This window comes from Streptomyces sp. NRRL S-87 (assembly GCF_000719335.1).
Taxonomy (GTDB): domain Bacteria; phylum Actinomycetota; class Actinomycetes; order Streptomycetales; family Streptomycetaceae; genus Streptomyces.
Map to the genome: position 1 here is coordinate 1 of NZ_JOGB01000010.1, position 19,963 is coordinate 19,963.

Annotated in this window: 9 protein-coding genes and 1 pseudogene; 4 read left to right on the forward strand and 6 right to left on the reverse strand. The window is 67.4% G+C overall.

Going from position 1 to position 19,963, the window contains the following annotated elements; genetic code table 11:
• The 6 genes and pseudogenes from IF43_RS36195 to IF43_RS0108525 all read right to left on the reverse strand — a co-directional run.
• Positions 1-679: replication-relaxation family protein (locus IF43_RS36195; RefSeq protein ID WP_234332028.1), on the reverse strand; the 679-nt coding region annotated here is incomplete at its 3' end.
• Positions 680-1,077: 398 nt separating this feature from the next.
• Positions 1,078-1,347 (reverse strand): hypothetical protein, encoded by a 270-nt coding sequence (locus IF43_RS42475; protein ID WP_030196271.1) that lies wholly within the window; start codon positions 1,345-1,347, stop codon positions 1,078-1,080.
• A complete protein-coding gene (locus tag IF43_RS42480; protein WP_030196274.1) occupies positions 1,335-1,553 on the reverse strand; it encodes a hypothetical protein in 219 nt (72 codons plus the stop codon). The genes IF43_RS42475 and IF43_RS42480 overlap by 13 nt, the downstream gene beginning before the upstream one ends.
• Before the next feature lie 320 nt (positions 1,554-1,873).
• Positions 1,874-2,188 (reverse strand): annotated as a pseudogene (locus IF43_RS42485) (ATP-dependent DNA ligase); the annotation flags it as partial.
• Positions 2,189-2,927: 739 nt separating this feature from the next.
• A complete protein-coding gene (locus IF43_RS0108520; protein WP_158939218.1) occupies positions 2,928-9,788 on the reverse strand; it encodes a polymorphic toxin-type HINT domain-containing protein in 6,861 nt (2,286 codons plus the stop codon).
• 383 nt (positions 9,789-10,171) lie between these two features.
• Entirely contained in the window at positions 10,172-13,885 is a 3,714-nt protein-coding gene (locus IF43_RS0108525; RefSeq protein ID WP_030196279.1) for a LamG domain-containing protein, read from the reverse strand.
• Between the two features lie 334 nt (positions 13,886-14,219).
• Here IF43_RS0108525 and IF43_RS0108530 point away from each other — a divergent pair, with 334 nt between their 5' ends.
• From IF43_RS0108530 to IF43_RS43835, 4 genes are all read left to right on the forward strand, one after another.
• Positions 14,220-15,713, forward strand: a complete 1,494-nt coding sequence (locus IF43_RS0108530) for an FG-GAP-like repeat-containing protein (protein WP_078909994.1) — start codon at positions 14,220-14,222, stop codon at positions 15,711-15,713.
• A gap of 639 nt (positions 15,714-16,352) precedes the next feature.
• Positions 16,353-18,704 (forward strand): hypothetical protein, encoded by a 2,352-nt coding sequence (locus IF43_RS37875; protein ID WP_051794945.1) that lies wholly within the window; start codon positions 16,353-16,355, stop codon positions 18,702-18,704.
• Between the two features lie 60 nt (positions 18,705-18,764).
• Positions 18,765-19,076, forward strand: a complete 312-nt coding sequence (locus IF43_RS37880) for a hypothetical protein (protein WP_051794947.1) — start codon at positions 18,765-18,767, stop codon at positions 19,074-19,076.
• An 18-nt stretch (positions 19,077-19,094) separates the two neighbouring features.
• Entirely contained in the window at positions 19,095-19,715 is a 621-nt protein-coding gene (locus tag IF43_RS43835) for a VCBS repeat-containing protein (protein ID WP_078909995.1), read from the forward strand.
• Positions 19,716-19,963: the final 248 nt, after the last annotated feature.

Consider the following 19,963-nt stretch of genomic DNA (forward strand, 5'->3'; position numbering starts at 1 on the left):
ACTGCCACGAAAACACCGAGCCACAACAAGCCCCCACACCGGCCAGCCCCCGCGCACCCGCTGACGCCCAACCGCTGCCACCACCCCACCCACTCACACGACGTCGCAGCCGCGGGAAGGTGGTGGAGCGGGTGTAGCGGTGGCGCTGCCAGAACGGGTACGTGCCGCCGATGGTGCCGCGGGCGCCTTCCCAGACCCGGTGCCCGGCGTAGCGCTCGTAGTCCCAGACCTCCTTGGCGAGGCGGGCCTGGGACATGGTGCCGTTGTCGAGTTCGAAGAGGCGGACCTCGCTGGTCTTGGTCGGCACGGCCAAGACTGCGTCGGCGTTGAAGGACAGGCCGGTCTCCTTGATGGCGTGGCTGACCTCCACCTGCCAGTCGGTCAGGTACTCCCGGCTGCCGAGGACGGTGTCGGTGTAGGCGAGGATCGTGTCGGTCACCGCGACAGCGTGCGGGCCGAATCCAGCTCTCACGGCCTTCGCGCCTGTGCCGGCCTTCGGTCGGGGCGGCAGCTCATTGCCTTCGGCCAGAGCCTTCTGTCCTGCCGGTGTGAGGTTCCAGATCTGGTGCTTGCCGTCCTTGCCGTTCGTCTCCGCCAGCCCGAGCTCCGCCAGTTCCACCATCGCCCTGCGCACGTACGACCGGCCGTCCGACCCCTCCCCCGTGATCACCTGCGCCATCTGCCGGACCGTGGCTATCCGCACGCACCCCAGCATCCGCAGCGCATCGGCCCGTACCTTCCCGGCCGTGGGAGTGGACTTCTTCCCCTTCGCTGATGTCTCAGGGCTAGGGAGAGAGGCGTCAGCAGGCCCTTGGCGGGCGGCGTGAGCTGCAGTGATGGGCACGACGTTGGAATCGTTCACGGCACTGGACGCGGCACTGGAATCCGGGCCGTCTGCAGGGCGCTCGGCACCCCTTGACCAGGTCGGGTGAGGCTCCGGCTCGGGCTGCCGGGCAGTGCTGGCGTACGTCATCGTCGAGGCTCCTCACGCGGGCGTGGGACTCCGGGCAGAGTCCCGCATTCACCTGCTACAGGTGCCGGGGAAGCCGATGGTGTGACGCCTGTTATCGAGCCTGATCAATCGGTGGGTGCGGTGCAGAGCTCGGAGACGATCGTGAACGAGGTCGTCACCATCCCCGCCGCCATGGCCGGCGGCATCGCCGCGTGCGTGGTCTTGCCGTGCGCCATGCCGTTGCGGATCTGCCGCCCGTAGTCGAGGTACTCCGCCTGGCGGGCGGTCAGGATGCCGGTCTCGGCGCCCTGCTTGATGAGCTGGTGCAGCGGCTTCTTGCCCGCGCCCGGGATGCGGTCGCGCAGCACGATCTCCACCGCGATCAGGGAGTGCATGACCGCCCCGCCACGGTGGAGAACTCGTAGCAGTTGTACGACTGGCGCAGCAGCTCCCGGGCCGTGCGCAGGACGCTCGCCGCGGCCTGGGGAACGCCGTCGGGCACGACCAGGTCCTCCACGAGGTCGTGCATGTCGGCGTACTGGCCGGCGAAGTTGTGGGCGCGTTCGTCGGGCACCGGGAACGGGAGGCGCTGCGTGGTCATCTCCGAAGTCTCCCAGCGACGTGCCCGGTCCGGCAGCAGGCTTTTCCGGTTCGTGGCTGGCGTAAGGCGGGCGGCCCCCACTGTGAGGGCTGGGGCCGCGACGTGTGGTCCCTGCGGCGGAGCTTGGTCCACCCGCGGTACGACGGGAGATAGAGGCTGGTCAGGGGCTTGAAGACGATGCCCTCGACGCCGTACACGTCGGTCCACGATTCCAGCCACTGCCTCTCCTTGGCCAGGTCCGTCGTCATCGGACAAAGCGTCCACGGGGCGGTCAGGGCGTAGTCGGCGAAGAGAGCTTCGAGGCGGGCGCGGCGGTCCACTTACGGCAGGGTCATGCACTCGAAGCCGTCGTGCTGCAGCACGTCGAACGCGGCGAAGTACGCCGGGAAGGCCGTGGCGAGGCCGATGGCGCCGCGGGCGCGGGCCGCCGACCGGCGTTGCAACTCCTCGAACGACAACCAGCCCGCCGCTGTGTCCCAGACGAGTAGCTCGCCATCGAGGACCAGCCCGCCGGGCAACTGCTCCTCAGCTGCGGCCACGAGGTCCGGCCACCGGTCTTGAACCAGCGCCCTGCGCCTGGTCTGCACCAGCACCCTCCCGTTCGCCTCGGTCGGGGTGAACAAAATCGCGCGGTGGCCGTCGAACTTCTACTCATAGGCCACGCCCGCGCGCAGCGCGGCCGGCCCGGGGACCGACTCGGCGGCCTGCGCAAGCATCGGCTCCACCGGCGGTCTGAGCGTCACCTCGGCACCTCCCTCAACGAGTCGCCCTCCCTCCCAGGGTCCGCCACCCGCGGCGACCGCGCTTACACCAGGTCGGGGGAGCGGGTAGGCCGACGGCACCCCAGGGCCGTGACACGGCGCTGGGGTGCCACGAGACCCCCTCTCGAGGAATACAGGAGAGGAGGTCTCGAAGTTTCTACGGCCCCCCGCATAGGGGAATGTTTACTCTCCGTCGGAATCCAGCAACAGTGTTACGCGGCCATTGAAAACCATCCGCTGCGCGGCTCTGTCAATCGCCCCTGCGAAACCAAGGATCGACAGGCTTCAGCGATCCTTTCAAGGCTTCCTGAAGGCTCATTTTCGATGCTAATCGAAAATCGCCTAACCCGCCAGGGGTCGAAGATCTCCAGCCTCTCCTCAAGGAAATCGACGTCAACTTCACCACCGTCGACCTCAACGAAAAGGCACCCAGAACCATGGAAGTTATACTCAAGACCTTCATCGATGATTCCGGTCTTCCCCATGGCTCGTGACCGATACAGGCGGAGCAGGCTAAGCAACCCCTCGCCCCCCGGGTGGCAGCGTTGAACAGCGCCGCGCACCCGGGACAAGGCTTGCAAGTACGCCTCGACTTCACTCAAAGGCTCGCCTGTCATCGATACCCCGGCTTCCTGTACTTGTTTACTAGCTTGTCCGGCCCGACCTCAGCCCAGGCAGTCGTGATGTCATCGGCACCCCCAGGATATCTGGCCCGGATCTCAGAGTCCGAAAGGATCCGATACGGCACGTCGACGCCTGCACGCTTCGCGGCAGCAACCCGGTGATGACCATCAAGAACATAGAGGTTGTCTCCGATCTTCGCCACCGAGATCGGATCACCCTGCCAGCCGTTTTCCTTCATCGAGGCCGTCAGCGTATCGACATTTCTCTTGGCGGCATTACCAGACAGAGCCTCAGTACGTCTGAAGCTGAATGGATCAGCGCTTCCACAGCTTGAATTGTGGACGAGGACTGGCGTCTCACCCGCCAGCACATAGTACGTGTGCAGGTCGTCGACCGTTAGGTTATAGGTCTTTGCTCGCTTGGTGAACGGCCTGTTGCCGGTGATCACAACCGTGCGGCCATCATCAACCCGGAGGGTCATCCCGGGTCGGAGATCCCTGGCAGGGATCCACTCGCTCTCCGAGGGCGACCAGAAGGGGTGTTCGTATGTGGCGCTCAGGTGCTCGATGCCGTGCTGCGTCTTGAGCGTGAGCGCGTTGAACTTCCTATCAGCCTCCGTGATGATCAACGCTTGTACGCGGCGGTTTGCGGTCTTGCCGGTGATCGGGTCGGTGGCCTTGACGGTGTCGCCGACCTTCATTTCTTCGATGTTCTTTGAAGATCCGTCTCCGAGTAGGACCTTGGTGCCGGCGAGGAAGCACTTCTGACACGGCCCGCCCATCCGTGCGCTGACGTGAACCATGAGGATCTGGAAGCCGACGTTCTCGCAGATCGGGCAGGTTTCGACGGTGTCGATGCCCTTGACGTGCTTCCAGCCGTCGTAGAAGTCACGGATCTTCATGCAGGTCCCCATGGATGGGCCTGCAGCGCCGGTGCACTGCTCTCGGTAGTAGAGCTCGAGGTTGAGTTCCTGGCTCAGGTACTCGTATGCGGCGCCGTTGGTCGCCTGCATCTGCGCTTGGCTTGGGTAGCCCTTCTTGAGCCATTGCCTGGCGAGGTCTTCGGGAAGGGGGCCAGGTGCGCCGTTGCGGAGATCTTCGAGCTTGGTCGTGGGTTTGGTGCTGCCCTTCCCACCGGTGCCGCGGATCTGTCCGGTGTCGGTGTATCCGCCGCCGTCGTCTTTGCCGTTGACGTCCGTGCCGCCGTCGGGCCGGGTCCAGCCCTTGCCTGAGTTGCAGCTGTCGCACCACAGGCCGTCGGGGTCGCTGAAGGCGATCGGGTTGTTGCCGGCGTAGGCGTAGCCGTTGAGGGACTGGTGCTGGCCCAGGCTCAGGATCGGGTCGACGCTGATGAACTGGCCCGTGTAGGGGTCGTATTCTCGTGCGTCGACGTGGGTGAGGACTGTGTCGGTGTCGGCTGTCTTGCCGAGGAAGCGTTTATCGTCCGGCCAGGTTCCGACGGCGTCGCCGCGGGGTGCGCCGAAGGGTGTGATGAACCGCTTGGCAGCCGTTTGGTCTTCGCTGCTGTCGATGCTGACGTTGGATGTGCCGTGATGGTCGCCTCCGAGGAAGGAGACCTTTGAGGTGCCGCTCTCCGAGCTGCGGACGGCTATGCGCCGGCCCCCGACGGTGTAGTAGCGGTTGGCCCACTTCTTGGCGCCTTCGAGGTGGACCTCGGTGTCGCCGGCGTAGAGGACCGTGTCACCTCCTGTGTTCCGGCGGATGAGGAGCTCGCCGTCCGCGTCGTAGACGTAGGTGGTGGTGTCGGTGCCTTCGGCGACCTTGCTGAGTTTGCCCTCCGTGTTCCAGTTCAGGGTCTGGCTGGTGGTGCTGGAAGGCGTCTGCAGGCGCTTGAGGGTGTTGCCGGTGTCGTCGTAGGTGTACTGGGGGGTGAGTCCGGTGCAGCTGCTGCCGGTGGTCGTCGCTGTGAGGGCGTGCGGTCGGGCCGGGTCGTAGCAGTAGGTGCGGTTCGTGGTGCTGGTGGCGGTGTGGGTGGTTTCGCTGGCCCGCTGGCCGCCGGGTGTGTAGGTGTAGCTCTTCCAGTAGGGGGCTGCGCCGCCGAGGTTGGCCGTGGTGCGGTTGGCGGCGGTGCAGTCGTTGGTCTTGGGTGTCCACGATTCGGTGAGGCGTCGCTGTCCGTCGTACGTGAAGCACTGGTAGTCGGCCGCGCTGATGGGGCTGGCGGGGTCGGCTATGGACAGGACGTTGCCGGCCTGGTCGTAGGAGTAGGTGAGGTTCTGGAGCGGTCCGGGGTGTGTCTCGTCGCTGATGGTGGTGGTGTGGAGTCTGCGGGTGCCTGCTTCGTAGGTGTTGCTGATGCGGGCTTTGGCGACGCCGACCGCTTCGGAGCGGGCCAGGTCGGTGGCCCAGGGCTCTCCGTATTCGGTGTAGGTGACGCTGGAGACGTATCCGCTGGTGCCGCCGACCTTGGTGGGCAGGTCGTAGCTGTTGTAGCCGATGCCGACGACTTCGGTTGCGAGGCCGGCGGCGGCGGGGTGGAAGAGCTGGGTGACCTGGCCGTCGAGGCGGTAGGTGAGCCCGTACTCGGTGGTTGCCTTGATGGCGCCGGAGGTGACCAGGGGGTCGTCACTGGGGATGGTGAGCCGGTTGGTGATCGGCCGGCTCATGGAGTCGTACTCGGTGACTTCCTTGATGTACTTGTCGCCCGTGGTGCCGCCTTCGTAGCGGATGGACGCGGTGGGAAGTCCCTTGAGGAGGCTGTCGTAGGTCCAGGCGGCGAGCTTGTTGGCGTCCGTGCGGCTGGACTTCCACATGCCCGTCTTGCGGCCGAGCTCGTCGTAGTCGTAGAGCACGGTGTTGCCGAGGGCGTCGTCCACGCTCGAGATCTGGTCGAGCGCGGTGTAGTGCGTCGTGGAGGTGCCTCGGTCGGGGTCCGATGAGGTGCGCAGGCGGCCGTAGAGGTCGTAGCCGTAGGTCCACTTGGTGTTGTCGGGGCCGGTGTTGGTCGCTGGCAGGCCGTCCGTGGTGTAGGTCTGCTTGACGCTGGTGTAGGCGGTGCCGAGGGTGGCCCCGTAGGCCGTGTCGTCGGGGTTGCTGCCCGCGTAGGTCCGTGTCTCGGTGGTGCGCCCCAAGGCGTCGGTGATGGTGCGAGTGGCGTTCCCGCCGTCGACGGCTGTGGTGGCGATGGAGTCACCGGTGTAGCTGGTGTTCGTGGCCCACTGCTTGACGCCCTGGACCTGGAACTCGGACGTGGTCGGGCGGGCAGCGCCGTCGTAGGCCGTCAGGGTACGGACGGGCGATTCGCCGATGCCCACGGGGTCGTAGGTGCTGTCCGGGTCCTTGTCCGCGTCGTAGACGTCGGCCCGGCTGTCGACGACCAGACCTCGCGAGTCGTACCGGGTGTCGGTGAGGAGGCGGCCCTTGATGGCGGCCGGGGACTGGGTCTGCAGCGGTCGCAGCAGGGAGTCCGAGATGGTGTAGTTGGTCCGGTAGGTCTCGCCGTCGGCGCGCAGGGTGGATTGGGAGGCCCAGGGGTTGGTGTCCCGGCCCATGGAGTAGGTATAGGTGGCGCTTGCGGACTGGCCTGAGTCGCGGTTGCGGTTGGGCAGCCAGGTGGCCGTGACACGGCCGAGGGCGTCGTAGGTGGTCTCGGTGAGTTTGAGGTTGCTGTCGTAGGACTGGGTGATGCTTCCGAAGGCGGGGTCGAGGTAGGTGTAGACGGCGTGTTGCTGGCCGTTGGTGGCCAGCTTCGGGCCGGTGACGCTCTGAGCGGTCAGAGGGCCCTTGTCCGCGGGTGTGTACTTCGTGGTCGTGGTGTCGCCGGCGGCATTCGTCACGGCGACGGGTCGGCCGAGGGCGTCGTAGGAGATGGTGCCGGTGGTCGCCCAGCCGCCGTCCTCGAGGGGTGTGCGTGCGCTGGTGCCGCTGGCGGCCGGATAGGCCTTGGCCCGGCCGCTCCATGTGGGCAGGCCCTTGGTGGGGATGCGGCCGTTGGTCCAGCCGGTGACGGTGGCGTCATCGTAGACCGTGGCCGTGTCGGAGATGACGTCCCCGCGGGTGGTCAGACTCGCGGGAAGGTCCAGCTTGTCGTCGGTGATGAGTGCGCCGGCCGAATCGGTGCACAGGCCGGTGACCGTTCGTGTGCGGGAGGTCAGGTTCGTCAGACCGATCCCGGGGTTGCGGGCGTACCAGGTGAGGGTGCAGGTTTCGTCGCCGGTCTTGTTCGAATCACCGGCGGCGCTGACCCTGTAGGGCATGCCGTAGCTGTCGAAGGAGAAGTCGGTGTGTGTCCTGCGCCAGCTGTCGGTCGCGGTCAGGTAGGTGTACTGGTAGATGCGCTGGGTGCGGACGTAGTAGGACTCGACGTCTGCGTAGGACTTGTGCTGGACGGCTGTCTGGTCGCTGTACGGGTTGTTGATCGTGGAGGCGATAGGGACGGAGCCGTTGTAGGTGACCTGCTGGCGCAGGTAGCCGGCGTATTGGTCGTTGTCCACCCAGGCGGTGATCGAGATGGGGCCGCTGCCGTCGATGTCGACCGGAGTGACGGTGGCGGCGCGTCGTGGGGTGTCGGTCTTGGCGTCGGTGGTCTTGAGGCGGTCGCCGTTCATGCCCTGCATGAAGACCTGGACGGTCTTGGTCCGGGCGGTGCCCGTGGACCCCCGGTAGGTGGTGACCTTGCCGTAGCCCCGCCAATTGGACCAGGTGCGTTCCTTCTCCGGCGTCAGGGGATCGTCGTTGTAGTGCCAGGCCGGATTGGCGTATTCGTACGTCGTTTGAGCAGTGGCGCTGTCGCCGCGGGCGTCTGCCGTGGAGACTTCAAGGACGCGGTACTTGTGGAACCAGTCCAGCTCGGGGCCGAGACCGTGGACGGGCCACCAGACGGGATAGCACGGCAACGTGTTCTGGTCCTCGGCCGGCTTGGCCATGCCAGCCGTGCACTCACTCGCCTCGGAGAGGGTCACTGTGGTGACGGCGCCCGTCTCGGAGGTGATGGTCAGGATCCGAGGCCGGTTCAGCGGCACGACGTTGTCACGCGCGCCGTCGACGCGGTTCTCCCGCATCTGGTACGTGAAGTCGACGGGCTCGACCTTGATGGCCGCACCGTGCTTGGGAGTGTGCTTGAGCGACTTCAGAGTCAGGCTCTTGTCACTCGTGTCACCGAGGTCGCCGCCGTCCAGATACTCCTGGGTGAGCGCGTAGGAATCGACGGGGGCGAACGCGTCGGGCTCGGCGTCGGTCGACCAGACGTAGGTGTCGATGTTCGTCAGGCGCTTGCGGGTGAAGAACGACGGTCCGGTGGCCTGGCAGTCCGTCTCTGTGGACGAGCAGATGGCGTGGAACGGGACGTCGGGCCAGTTGTCTGCGGTGTCCTCGTTCAGCGTGCTGCAGCTCGCGGCGAAGCAGCGTTCAGCGTACGTGAAGGTGACCTTGCCGGAGGCGATACCGGTGAATAGGGCGTCGGTGCGCTGTCCGTACTTGATCTCCTTGAGGTAGCCGCCGCGGGTGTAGCTGCCGAGGTTGGTCTTGTCGCCGTTCTTGGCGTAGTAGTTGCCCTCCTTCGTGTACCAGTAAGAGGAGGCGTTGCCGCGCAGGTCCTGGACGAGGTCGAGGTTCCAGCGCCAGGCCTGCTGAACCGATCGGCCGGAGAAGGTGGCGCCCTTGCTGTAGCCGGGTTCGCCCGCGTCGTCGCCGTAGACCGGGACGGTCCACACCGAGTTGGTGCGGTCGGTGTCCGGGGCGCCTGGCAGCTTGTTCAGGCCGAAGGTGTAGGTGGTGCCGTCACCTGTGATGACGCGCCAGTACTCGCCGTCCTTGTCGTTCGGGTCAGTCGTGGTGTCGCCGTCGTCGGTGCTGTCCGCGCCGGTGTCGTGGAAGACCTGGGAGGCGTCGTCGTCCTTCAGGCGCCATTTTCTGCCGGTCGCGTCGGACTCGTCCTTGACGAGCTCGGTTGCCTTGCCGTTCAGCACCAGGGAGGCGTTGTCGTACTTCCAGCACAGGTCGAACTTGTTTTTGCCCTGGCCGTCATCCTCGCAGGAGCCGTACTTGCGCTCGATGTAGGAGGAGGTCAGGTCGAATCCCTCACCGACCTGGGATCCCTGGTTGTTGGTGTTCGCGGTGCGGCCGTCGATGCTGCTGGAGTTGTAGGACAGGGAGAGCGAGGGGGTCCGGCCGGCGGCGACAGGCGGCAGGCCGATCGGGTACGACCAGGCGAACCCACCCGAGGAGGTACCCGCCTCCCACGTCGAGGATGCCGACAGAGGTGTGGCGGTGCTGGTGCCGGCGCCTCTCGCGGGGGCAGCGGCGTCTGCGGTGATGGCGAAGACGGGCGCCTGCTCAGTCGAGGAGGCTCCCGTTAGGTCCGTGCTCTTCGTACCGGCGGGTCCTGCGGCGCGCTTCGGTGCCGCGAGGGTGACGTCAGCCGTGACGGTCTGCTTGCGCACGTTGTTGCGCGACGCGAGCTTGGTGGCCGTCCGGCACTCGGGCCTCTGGGGGGTGGTCAGTGCGCACGCAGGCAGCGATACGAGCCCCAGCTGCGCAGACCAGTTGGCGCCGACCGCAGAGGCGAAGGACGAATAGTCGACAGTCAGCACAGCAGGCCCGGGTTTCTGAGGGACCGCAGTGAAGAGCACGCCAGTTATGCCAGCCTTGCGAGCTGCTTGCTGGTCCAGCACCTTTACCGCCGCGGTGCCCAGGGCAGTGGTTGCTGCAGAAGGGTCGCTCTTGGCCGTCGCCCGGCTGTGAACCTGAACGATCTGGCCCAGGCCGGAGGACCGGGCCCCCAGGGTGGGCGCGAACGTGATGGGCGCAGGCCACGCGGTCGCCTTGTTGGCGCGAGCCCGAGCAGCCATGGCCGCCGTAGCTGCCTTGGACTTGGCCAGCTGCGCCTGCACGGCTGTGGCTGCCGTCCTGTTAGCTGCGTGGATGTCCGCATCGCGCGCCGAGTAACGGGCGGGCGGGAGGTCACCGCTGTCAGCGGAAGCGGAGACCAGGGGTGCCAAGGGACTCGGGACTGTGAGGGTGAGGGCAAGGGCACCGATGAGGGGCACATGGCGGCTGCGAGCGCGTATTGCTCGTGCCGCCCCCCTCAAGGGCATAAATGATCTATACACGGAGATGCTCCGGGAGAGGGATGTATGAGGACAGCAGCCTCAGGGACAAGTTCGAGAACAGGGTCAGTCGCACACGGGGTCGGATCAGCGTTGACTCCGGTGGGGGTCCAACGGACCTGGTCAGGCCCTCGACGCGAGCGAAGGGCCCGACCAGGTCACAGGTGTCAGTCCTGCGGCATCACGCGTGTCAGGATCTGGGTGGAGTTGAAGGCGCCGGTCCACAGCCGGACCTCGCCGATCCGCCCGGGCAGGAAGTCGCCCCACTGGCCGTCGGAATAGCCCTTGCCGACGGCGAACTGGCCGCTGCCGACGGCCGCGGTGAACGACTTGCCGGTTTGGTCACCCCGGCCACCGAGGTAGAGGTAAATCTTCTTCGCTTGCGCGTCGTACACGCCTGTCACTTGGGTGGACGGGGTCTTTAGGGGCTCTGTGGCCACAGAGACAGAGGAGCTTGCGTCACGTCGACCGAAGTGCCAGATGCCAACGGCCTCCGGGACCAGCTCGCCATTGACCTCGGCTTTGTCCACTCCTGTCTTCTCGAACCAGATGCCCCACGCGGAACCGGAAGAGGTCCGCTGGCCCAAGACCTGGACGTCGGAGTGATCCGGGCGCGCCGCCAGCTTCTGGCCGTCGATGTCCACACGGGTGGTGACCGTGAAGGAACCGGTCTCGTCCAGCGGAGGTGCTGGGATCGTGCCTGCCCCAGTGGATCCGTTCAGGATCAGATGCTCACCGCTGAGCGACGCGCCCGAGGACAGGGCCAGGTCACGGTTGTACCCGGAGGTGTCACTCAGAGTGCTGCCCGTGGTTCCCTCCGGGTTCCAGTTGGCGACCAGCTCTGCGAAGGCTCCGCCCGAGTCCGGGTCGTACAGGTTGGCGTCGGCCTTGATCTCCTCGGCGGTCAGCAGGTCCTGCCAGACGGTCACCTCGTCGATGAGGCCGGGGAAATAGTCGACCCAGCTTCCGCGGTACTTGATGCGTCCGAACGACAGCGGTCCATTCGCGTCTACAGGGGGGTTCTTGACCTCGACTTCGTCCTGCTTCTCACCGTTGATGTAGAGGCGGAGCATGTGCGAGTAACCGCTGTAGCTCGCCGTGATGTGCGTCCAGACCCCGGCAACTGCAGGGCGCGTAGCCATCGCCACGTTCGTGCTGATGTCCGCGCTCGCGTCATCAGCCGTGGGCACACGCACCGACCACGTGGCTCCGGCGTGGTGTGAGATGGACACGCCACTCATGAAGTTCGCCGCCTGCCCGACGACCGAGAACGTCTTGTCCACGCGGTCCGGGCGAACCCAAGCGGAGATCGTGTAGGACGACTGGGTGTCGACGATGCGTCCCTTGGTTGCCGCGTAGCCGTCGGTGCCGTCGGACTTCAGAGCACGGTCCTCGAAGCTGTACTCGGGGACCCAGCCGCGTCGACCGTCACTTGGACGAGACGCGCTGCCACCGAGCGAGGCGGCATCGTCGGCATCCGCCCCGAGTGCGGCCTTTGCCGGATCAACGGTGAGCGGGTTGGTGTCCAGCGCTGGCCCTGAGGTCTCGTTGAAGTTCCAGTGCGCCACGGGCGCAGCGCGGCGGGCCACATTGAACTTGACTGTCGTCTGGGTACTCCACTTGAAGCCGTCGTAGGCCTTCACGGCGAGAGTGACGAGCCCTGACCGGTTCGGCGCCAGCGTCACCTCGGCCGTCGCGCCCTGGATCGGAGCGGACCACGTTTCGTTGATGCTGGTATCAAGCCGGTACCGGTATGCGGTGTTCGTGTCTCCGGCAGCCGGCTTGAACGTGAAGTCTCCACCCCGGCCGGGACCTCCCTTGGCGGTGCAGTCCTTCTCGCAGTCGGTGTACGGCGAGCCGATCTCGACCACAGGCGGCTTGGGCGCTGTGGTGTCCACCTTGAAGTAGCAGGCGGCTGAGAGCGGCCCTCCCCAGTACTGGGACGAGCCGTTGTACGTCCGCACCCAGGCGATGTACCGGTAGAGAGGGCCGTCGACCAGGTTCACCTGCGAGTCACCCGCAACGGGGTCGCCATCGGTGGTATTGGGGGACTCGGTGGCCCCGACACGCGACCAGCCGCCGTCACTGTTCTGCTTGTCGACGACCATCATGACGCGCAGATTGGTCTCGCCCTCGCCACCGGGTGCGGTCTGCGCCCGCGCCCGCAGTCTGGGCTTGGTCTCGTCGATGACCATGGGGTCATTGAGGTTCTTGGCGCAGTCCCCGTCCGCGCCCCCTTCATTGACTGCAACGTCTGTCGGCAGGCCGGGCCGCCCTACGTATTTCACGCTCAGCACCGCATCGTTGCGGAAGCGCTTCCAGGCAGTGGCGTCGGACTCGTCCTCCGCCCGCAGCTCGAGGGTCAGCCTGTCGAACTTGCCGTCGGCGAAGTCCCGGACCGTCGGCGTGAGGTTCTCGTCCGGCTCGTCGGGGTTGTCGTTGAACTCGATGGGGGCAGTGGGTGAGTTCGGATCGCACAAGGAGCCACGGCCGGCGGACACCCAGCGATCGCCGAGCAGGTCCTGATAGGCGGGCTTGGTCGCCCAGGTCGTCGACTTCGTGATCTCCGTCGCGGTACGCACGAGCAACACGTTGCGCGGGTCGCATTGGAACGCCCACGGCTCCGTGATCCGGAAGGTGGCGTCCAGCACGATCTTGCCCTGCAGTTTCGTGGGCGTGAACTCGAAGTACAGGCGCTGGACGTAGCCGGACCCACAGACGTAGCCGTTCCAGGTGCCGCACTTGCCGACGCCCTTGCCCTGGTTGTCGTCGTCGTTGCCCCAGCCGTAGATCTCGACGCCGTCGTTGCGCAGCAGCGTGCGCTCGACTTCGTTGGACTCGATGGGCGGGTCGATGTAGATCGGGAAGGCTGACGCGGCTGTCGTCGAGAGCATGCCCGGGTCAGGGATGATCGTGACTGAGTCGTGGTCCACCTCTACCGGGACATCGGCCTTGGCGTCGTCCTGGTCCGGGCCGTCCAGGGGCGACTCGCCCGCTGCCGCAGTCGCAGGTACGTCAGGCGCCTGGTCCGCCACGGCCGCCACCGGCACCGCAGCAGGTGCTGCGGCTGGCTTCGAGGTGAAAGCCTCCGTCTCGGCTTGGGCCGTCTCGGCTTCTGTCGGGCCGGTAGCGCCGCTGTCCGTGCCTGCGTCGCCTCGGGAGTCCCACATCAGGGCCGGCGGCGCCGTGAACACGACCTCGCCGTCGCTGTCGGACGCGGTGAACCCGCCCTCCTTGGAACCGGCGACGGTGAGACCTTCGGACTCCATCGCGAACTCGATACGCTTGAGTGCCGGATTGGCCGCTGCCTCCTGCGTCTTGACGACGAGGACCTCACGGTAGCCCTCGAGCGTGGCGGTCATCCGCAGGTCGACACCAGGAAGGACCTCCCGGTACGTGGCGTTCGGGCCATCGAGGACCGGTCTGGGTAGGGTGCCGGGCCAGCCCAGAGAAAGGGAACGGTTGCCCTTCTCCAGCTCGACCAGATCCTCCCCTGCACCTCCGTTCGAGAAGCTGACGTCCACCACCGCGGCCTTGGGGCCGACCGTGCCATCCGCGCGCAACTCGAGCGTCGCATCAGGGGTCGCCCAGCTGCCCTCGGCCGTCTTGACGCGGATCGGGACTGCCGACTGTTCCAGTTGGAACGACTCTCCGTCGGGATTGGCATACGTGGTGGTGAACTCACTCCGTTCGCCGACTACCTCGACAGGCTTCCCGGATTCCTCCGCAAGATCGAGGGCACGCTCGGCCTCCGACAGCGGCACCGTAGGACTCGTGTTCGCGGCCTGGGCCCCGTGGGCGGGTGCCATGCCCATCACCAGCGCAGCACCGAGGGCCGCGCTCAGCACGGGACGAATTCGTTTATAGCGTCTTTCGGCCATACTCCCCACCAAAACGGTCTTAAGGACCTTCCCCTGGCCCTGCACATCACCTGGATTGATCACAGGTGGTCGGGCTCAAGGTAAAGCACACGTAAGACCGCAGCCGGACGGCCTCCTCTTGTTGCGCAATACACCCCAGGAACAAAGGGTTCGCGGCTTCGACACCCAAGGGCCGCATTCAGGCGGTTCACCTGGAGGATGCAGTCCGTAGCAGGGTGGGCGATGTGGGCGATTCACGCGGGTTGTGGCCGGCAGGGGCATGCCGCACCCCGGCGAGATGTGTGATTCCATCTCCTGATCACTTGGCCTTGCGATTGGATCCGGGGGGATCTCGATGAATGTGCGTGACCTGGGAGCCCTTTCCTTGTGCTCTCTGGCCCTGCTTGCGACGACATGTCCCGCTTCGGCGAGCACCAGTGATGGTCCCAGGACGTCCGCGCTGCCGGCGGCGGCCGGGAGCTCCGCTCCCGACTTCAACGGTGACGGTTTTTCCGATATCGCGGTCAGCGCGACGCAAGCGGTGATCAACGGCCACGAGTGGGCCGGCGCCATCGGGGTGCTGTACGGGTCTGCCACCGGGGTCCGCAAGGAGAACGCCGCTGTGATCACCGAGGCCAGCCCTGGTGTGCCGGGGACTCCGGGATACGGCCACGGTTGGGGCGAGGTCCAAGGGCACGGCGACTTCGACGGGGACGGCTTCGACGACCTGTTGATACGCGGCCGGAAGCTGTCCAAGGACTACCAGTACATGGTGCTGTGGGGGAGCGGGTCCGGCCTGTCCGGCGGGACTGTGGTCCCATCCGGCGAGCCGTCCATGACGGTCTCCCGCATGGGATCCGGCCGGGTGTCCGTTGCCGACGTGAACGGAGACGGAATCGCCGACATCGCCGGCAACGGCTACCGAGGGGTAGCGGAGCAAACCACCGGTGGACTGCGCACCATGGTGGGACCCTTCAGCCGCACCACCGGCAAGCCGGCCACGACGAAGTTCTACGGGACTTCGGACCTCGACGACCTCATGGCGAACTACCCGGCCGTGGGCGACATCACCGGTGACGGCCGCGCCGACGTCGTCACTCAGGTCGTCGACTACAACCGCAAGATCACGAACATCGTCTACAAGGGGACGGCCACCGGCACCTTCGTCAAGGGCAACTCCCTGCCCGCGGAATGGGGCAAGCCCGGCTTGTGGCGCAACGGCTCCTTCGGTGACATCAACGCCGACGGCTACCAGGACTTCGTCGCGGGCACCGCGGCCGACACCGTCGACGACCACATCGGACGCCTGAACGTCGCCTACGGCGGCCCCAAGGGCTTCAGCACCACCATCCCAGCCCAGACCTACCGCCAGTCCACCCCCGGCGTCCCCGGCACCAACCAGGAACACGACGACTGGGCCGCCGCCGTCTCCATCGGCGACACCGACGGCGACGGCTACCAGGACGTCGTCATCGGCGCCCGGAACGAGACCGCCGCCGACGGCACCCGGCTCGCCGGCGCCGTCACCATCCTGCGCGGCAGCGCCAAGGGCCTCACGACCACCGGCGCCACGCGCATCACCCAGGACACCTCCGGCGTGCCCACCACGAGCGAGTACTACGACGTCTTCGGCGAAGCCGTCAGCGCGGTCGACACCGACAACGACGGACGCAGCGAGGTCTTCGTCGGCGGCCCCGGACAGGACCACTTCGGCGGCCGCGTCTGGCGCCTGCCCACCGGCCCGGCCGGCGTCACCGGCACAGGAGCGACCTCCTTCAAGCTGACCGACCTCGCCACCCTCACCGGCGCAGTCGGAAAGGCCGAATTCGGCACCCTTCTCACCCAGTGAGCAGCGACGCCATCCAATGAGGTCTACACGGCCAATGTCTCACCTGGGTGGTCGACGGTTGAGCAGTCCAGGAGTCAGCCGCCGCAACGCGGCCGGCACATGCCTTGTCCCGGCTGCCTGCTACAAAGAGCTGGCGTGGCCCTCCTCATCGCGGCTCTTCTCCGATCCATCCGTTTTCTCGCACCTGGTGGCCCCACGCGGACTGGAAGTCATCCGGCTAGCAGCTCCACTTGCTTAAAACACCTCGGCACGCGGTGACGGTTGCCGTCGCGGCTGCTTGCATCAGCGGACTGCTGGCGCTCTCCCCGGCGTGGATGATGCAATCCTTGCCTACCAGGCCAGCTTCACGACCGGTCCGCTGATCGCGGATCGGTACACCCTGTACGCCGGCCAACGCATGTCCGGCGGCTGTATCGCCTGAGTACGAGTGCCTGGGTGGAATGCGTACGCGACGGCTACCCGGACTGCACGGCGCAAAACACCCACCCGCGATCAACCCACTCACCGCCCCGGCCCCCTCACCGTTTCGGCCAACCGTTCGTTTAGGATCACGCCATCTCAGCGGGGGCCACCGAGCAGTTCGGCGCGCACGCGCCCGGTCCGGCACGGGCTCCCGCGCATTCGCCCCGGAGGGCCGCCTTGCCCCGTCACACCCGCGCGCGCCGCGCCGTCCCCGCGCTGCTCTCGCTCGGCCTGCTGGCCGCCGCCAGCGCCTCGCTCGCCGGCCCCGGCGCGGCGACCGCGGCCGTGACCGCCGCGCCGCCGGTCATCGAGCTCGTCCTGGACGCGCCCGACCCGAACGCGCAACCCGGTAACGACCGGCTGCTCGCCTCCGGCACCACCGGCTTCCTCCACGTCCCGCCGGCCGCCACCGGCCCGGTCTGGACCCGCTACGCCGACCTCGGTACCGTCCCGCTCCCGGCGACCGCCCCCGTGCCGGCGAGCCCCTCCCAGGGCTGGTACGGCCAGGGCGCCGACCTGGTCGCCCTGCCGAACGACGACGATCCCGAAAGCCTGACCCTCTGGCGCCCCTACGGCTCCGCACCCGTCACAGTGGACCTTCAGGGCCGTCAGTACGTGGGCACGTTCGGCTCCACCGTGATCACGCAGGACCTGTCAACCTCGGCCGTGGTGCTGACCGACTTTCCGGCCGGCGAGCGGCGCGACCGTACCGTCACGGGCCTGCCGCAGGTGGGGAGCGCGGCCGTCTACGTGTGGCCGGGCGGCGCGGGCGACACCTCTGGCGCGCTGCTGAGGTATCGCGTGAGCAGCGAGGCGAGCTTCGACGACACCCGCGCCGGATACGTCGACTTCGCCTCCGCCGCGCTCACCGACGCCTTCGACGCGTCGGAGGAGGCGATTCCGCTGCTGGACGGCGCGCGGGTCGGGCTGCTGGACGGGCCCTACCTGGTCACCAAGGAGCGCACGGCCCTCGCCGGGCCCGCCAAGGCGGTCTCGTTCGAGGAGGAGAACAGCGAGCTGTACCGGCCGAGGTCCGCCGCCCTGCTCGGCGACTGGGCGCTGATCCACGGCGAGCACGAGACCCTGTACACCGCCCCCGTCGCCGGCGGCGCCGAGCGCACCGTCCTCCCCGGCGCCCTGACCTACCTCGTCCCCACTCCCGACGGCGGCGTCCTAGCGGTCGGCGGCACCGACGCCGCGGACTGGTGGGTCCAGCGCATCGGCACGGCCACCGACGGCTTGCCGCTGCCGGTGAAGCTGGCGCAGGTGCCCGGCCCCGGCTACCGCAAGACCGGCATCGCGATCAGCCGCGGCATGCTGCGCGTGGCCGAGGCCCATCCGGCCCTGACTCCGGCCGCCCGCACCAGTGTGTGGGAAGTGGCCTCGACGGCCGACGGCCGTCTGACCGCGTCGAACCGGATCCCCGCTTCGAAGACCGAGGCGCTGTGCCCCGTCGCCTCCCTCGACTGCACTCCCTTGTGGGGCAACGCCGGGTCTGGTGGCGATGTCGTCCACCGGCGAACCACCCTCGACGGAAAGGAGTACCACTACCTGAAGACCCTGGACAGTGGCCACAGCCTGGGCTTCGGGCGCACACCAGGAGGTGCTCTCGTGGATGTCTCCGACGGCTACGTGGTCTTCAACACGGGCGGAGCAACTCCTCAGCAGTTCGTCAAAAGATTCGTCTTCTACTCGGAGCACGAGACGCTGCTGGTGCGTCCGGTGCGCGCGGCTGCCCTGAGCAGCCACATCCTGTGGGGCTCCACCCCCACGGCCGGACGACTGGAGCGGCTCAACACTCTGTCGGGTGGGCCGACCACGATCGAAACCGGCGCGACCTGCGTACCCAAGGAGCTCCAGGCGCGCGGCCGATGGGTGTACTGGAGCTGCGGCAATGCGGGGCCCGCGGGTGTGTACGACACCGTATCCGGCTCCTCCAAGGCCGCCCCGGCCGGTGACGTCATGCTGGGCGACGGCTTCACCGTTCGTCACGACCACACCGCCAAGGCCCTCGTCCTGACCGACGCCCGAACCGGAGCCACCAAGACGCTGGCCGGCCTGGAGCCAGTGAAGGGGATGGCCCTGGACCGCCGAGTGCGGTGGGCCGTGGACGAGTACACAAACCTGGTCGCCTGGGTCGACGGAGACCAGAAGGTCCACGTGCGGTCGGTGGGCGTCGCACCGTCGCCGCTCGCGATGGTGCGGAGCACCGTACCCGCGGGTGTGGACCCGGCGGCTGACCCAGCCGCGTGGAAGTTCCTGCTCAACCGTCCGGTCGCCTCCTGGAACCTGGTGTTCACCGACCTGGGAGGCGTGCCTCTTCGGACGCTCTCGGGCGGGGCCGGGACCGGGACACTCACCGTGGTATGGGACGGAAGATCCGCCACCGGCGCCTACGCCCCCAACGGGGGCTACCGCTGGACGCTCAAGGCGGTCCCGTACGGGACGACAGCGGCCGTCACGGTCGCCTCGGGCACCGGCAGGGTCTCCAGCGGCGCAGCCGCACCGCACGACTACGGCAACTTCTAGCAGCGGCCCGACGGCACCGGCGACGTCCTCGCCCACACCAACACCGGCGGCCTCCGCTTCGTGTACGGCGACGCGAAGGGCAAGTTCAACGGCACTGCGACCGGCTCCGGCTGGCCCGCCGGGATCCGCCCCGTCCCGATCAGGGACATGAACGGCGACCGGTGCAACGACGTGCTCGTCCGCAACTCGGCCGGCGAACTGCGCAGGTACACCCCCTCCTGCGGCAAGACGGTCACCCCGTCCACCGCCAACAAGCTCGTCGGCACCGGCTGGAACCAGTACGACGTGCTCACCTCGCCCGGTGACGTGACCGGCGACGGCCGCGGCGACCTGGTCGCCCGCAACGCCTCCACGGGCGCCCTGTACCTGTAGGCCCGCAACGCCGACGGCGTGTTCGCGGCGCGGACACAGATCCCAGGCGCGTACAAGGGCTACAAGCGGATCACCGGCGCCGGCGACCTCAACGGCGACGGACACGGCGACCTGGTCCTGCACGACACGGGCAACGACCTGTGGCGGATGAGCGGCCTGGGCGGCGGGAAGTTCTCCGCGCCCGTGAAGCTCGCCGACGACTGGGGCACGGCGTACAACGCCGTGGTCGGCGTCGGCGACGTGACCGGTGACGGCCGGGCGGACCTGATCGCTCGTGACGCCTCCGGCGTCGTCTGGCGCTATGCAGGCACCGGCCAGGGCACCTTCGGCTCCCGCGTCCAGATGGCTACCGGCTGGCAGGGCTACGCGGCTGTACTAGGAGTTGTCGCCCATGGGAGCACAGCTGCGCCGCTTGGACGCTCGGGAGGGCGGCACCATCAGCTGGCGCAAGGCTGTCCCGGATGCCGATCGGGTCCGTCTGCAGCGCCAGCTGAACGAAGCGGTCCGGGTTCTGGGGACGCCGAGGTCCAGGACGGGCGGTCCAGTCGCCGAAGCCAGCCGGATCCTGCGGCGGTTCCTCGCCAAGGGGAGGGAGATGCTGGACCGTGCGCTGCTGGAGGCCGCCGGAGCTGCGCTTGAGGCGGGCATGCCCCTCAGTTCGTCGGCGAGCGGAGCAAGATCCCCGCTGATTCGCCCGCCGCGGGCCGACGGCGCAGGCGTGAGCGGAACTCCCCGAGGAGCAGACAGGTGCTGGCTGTGTCTCCCGTGCCATCGACAAACGAAAGCCCCGTAGTCATCCCATGACAGCCACCAGAAACTTCTACTGCACTGATCAAGCCTGATCCCTCACGTCATACACCGATGACGCCCAAACCCCACCACCACGC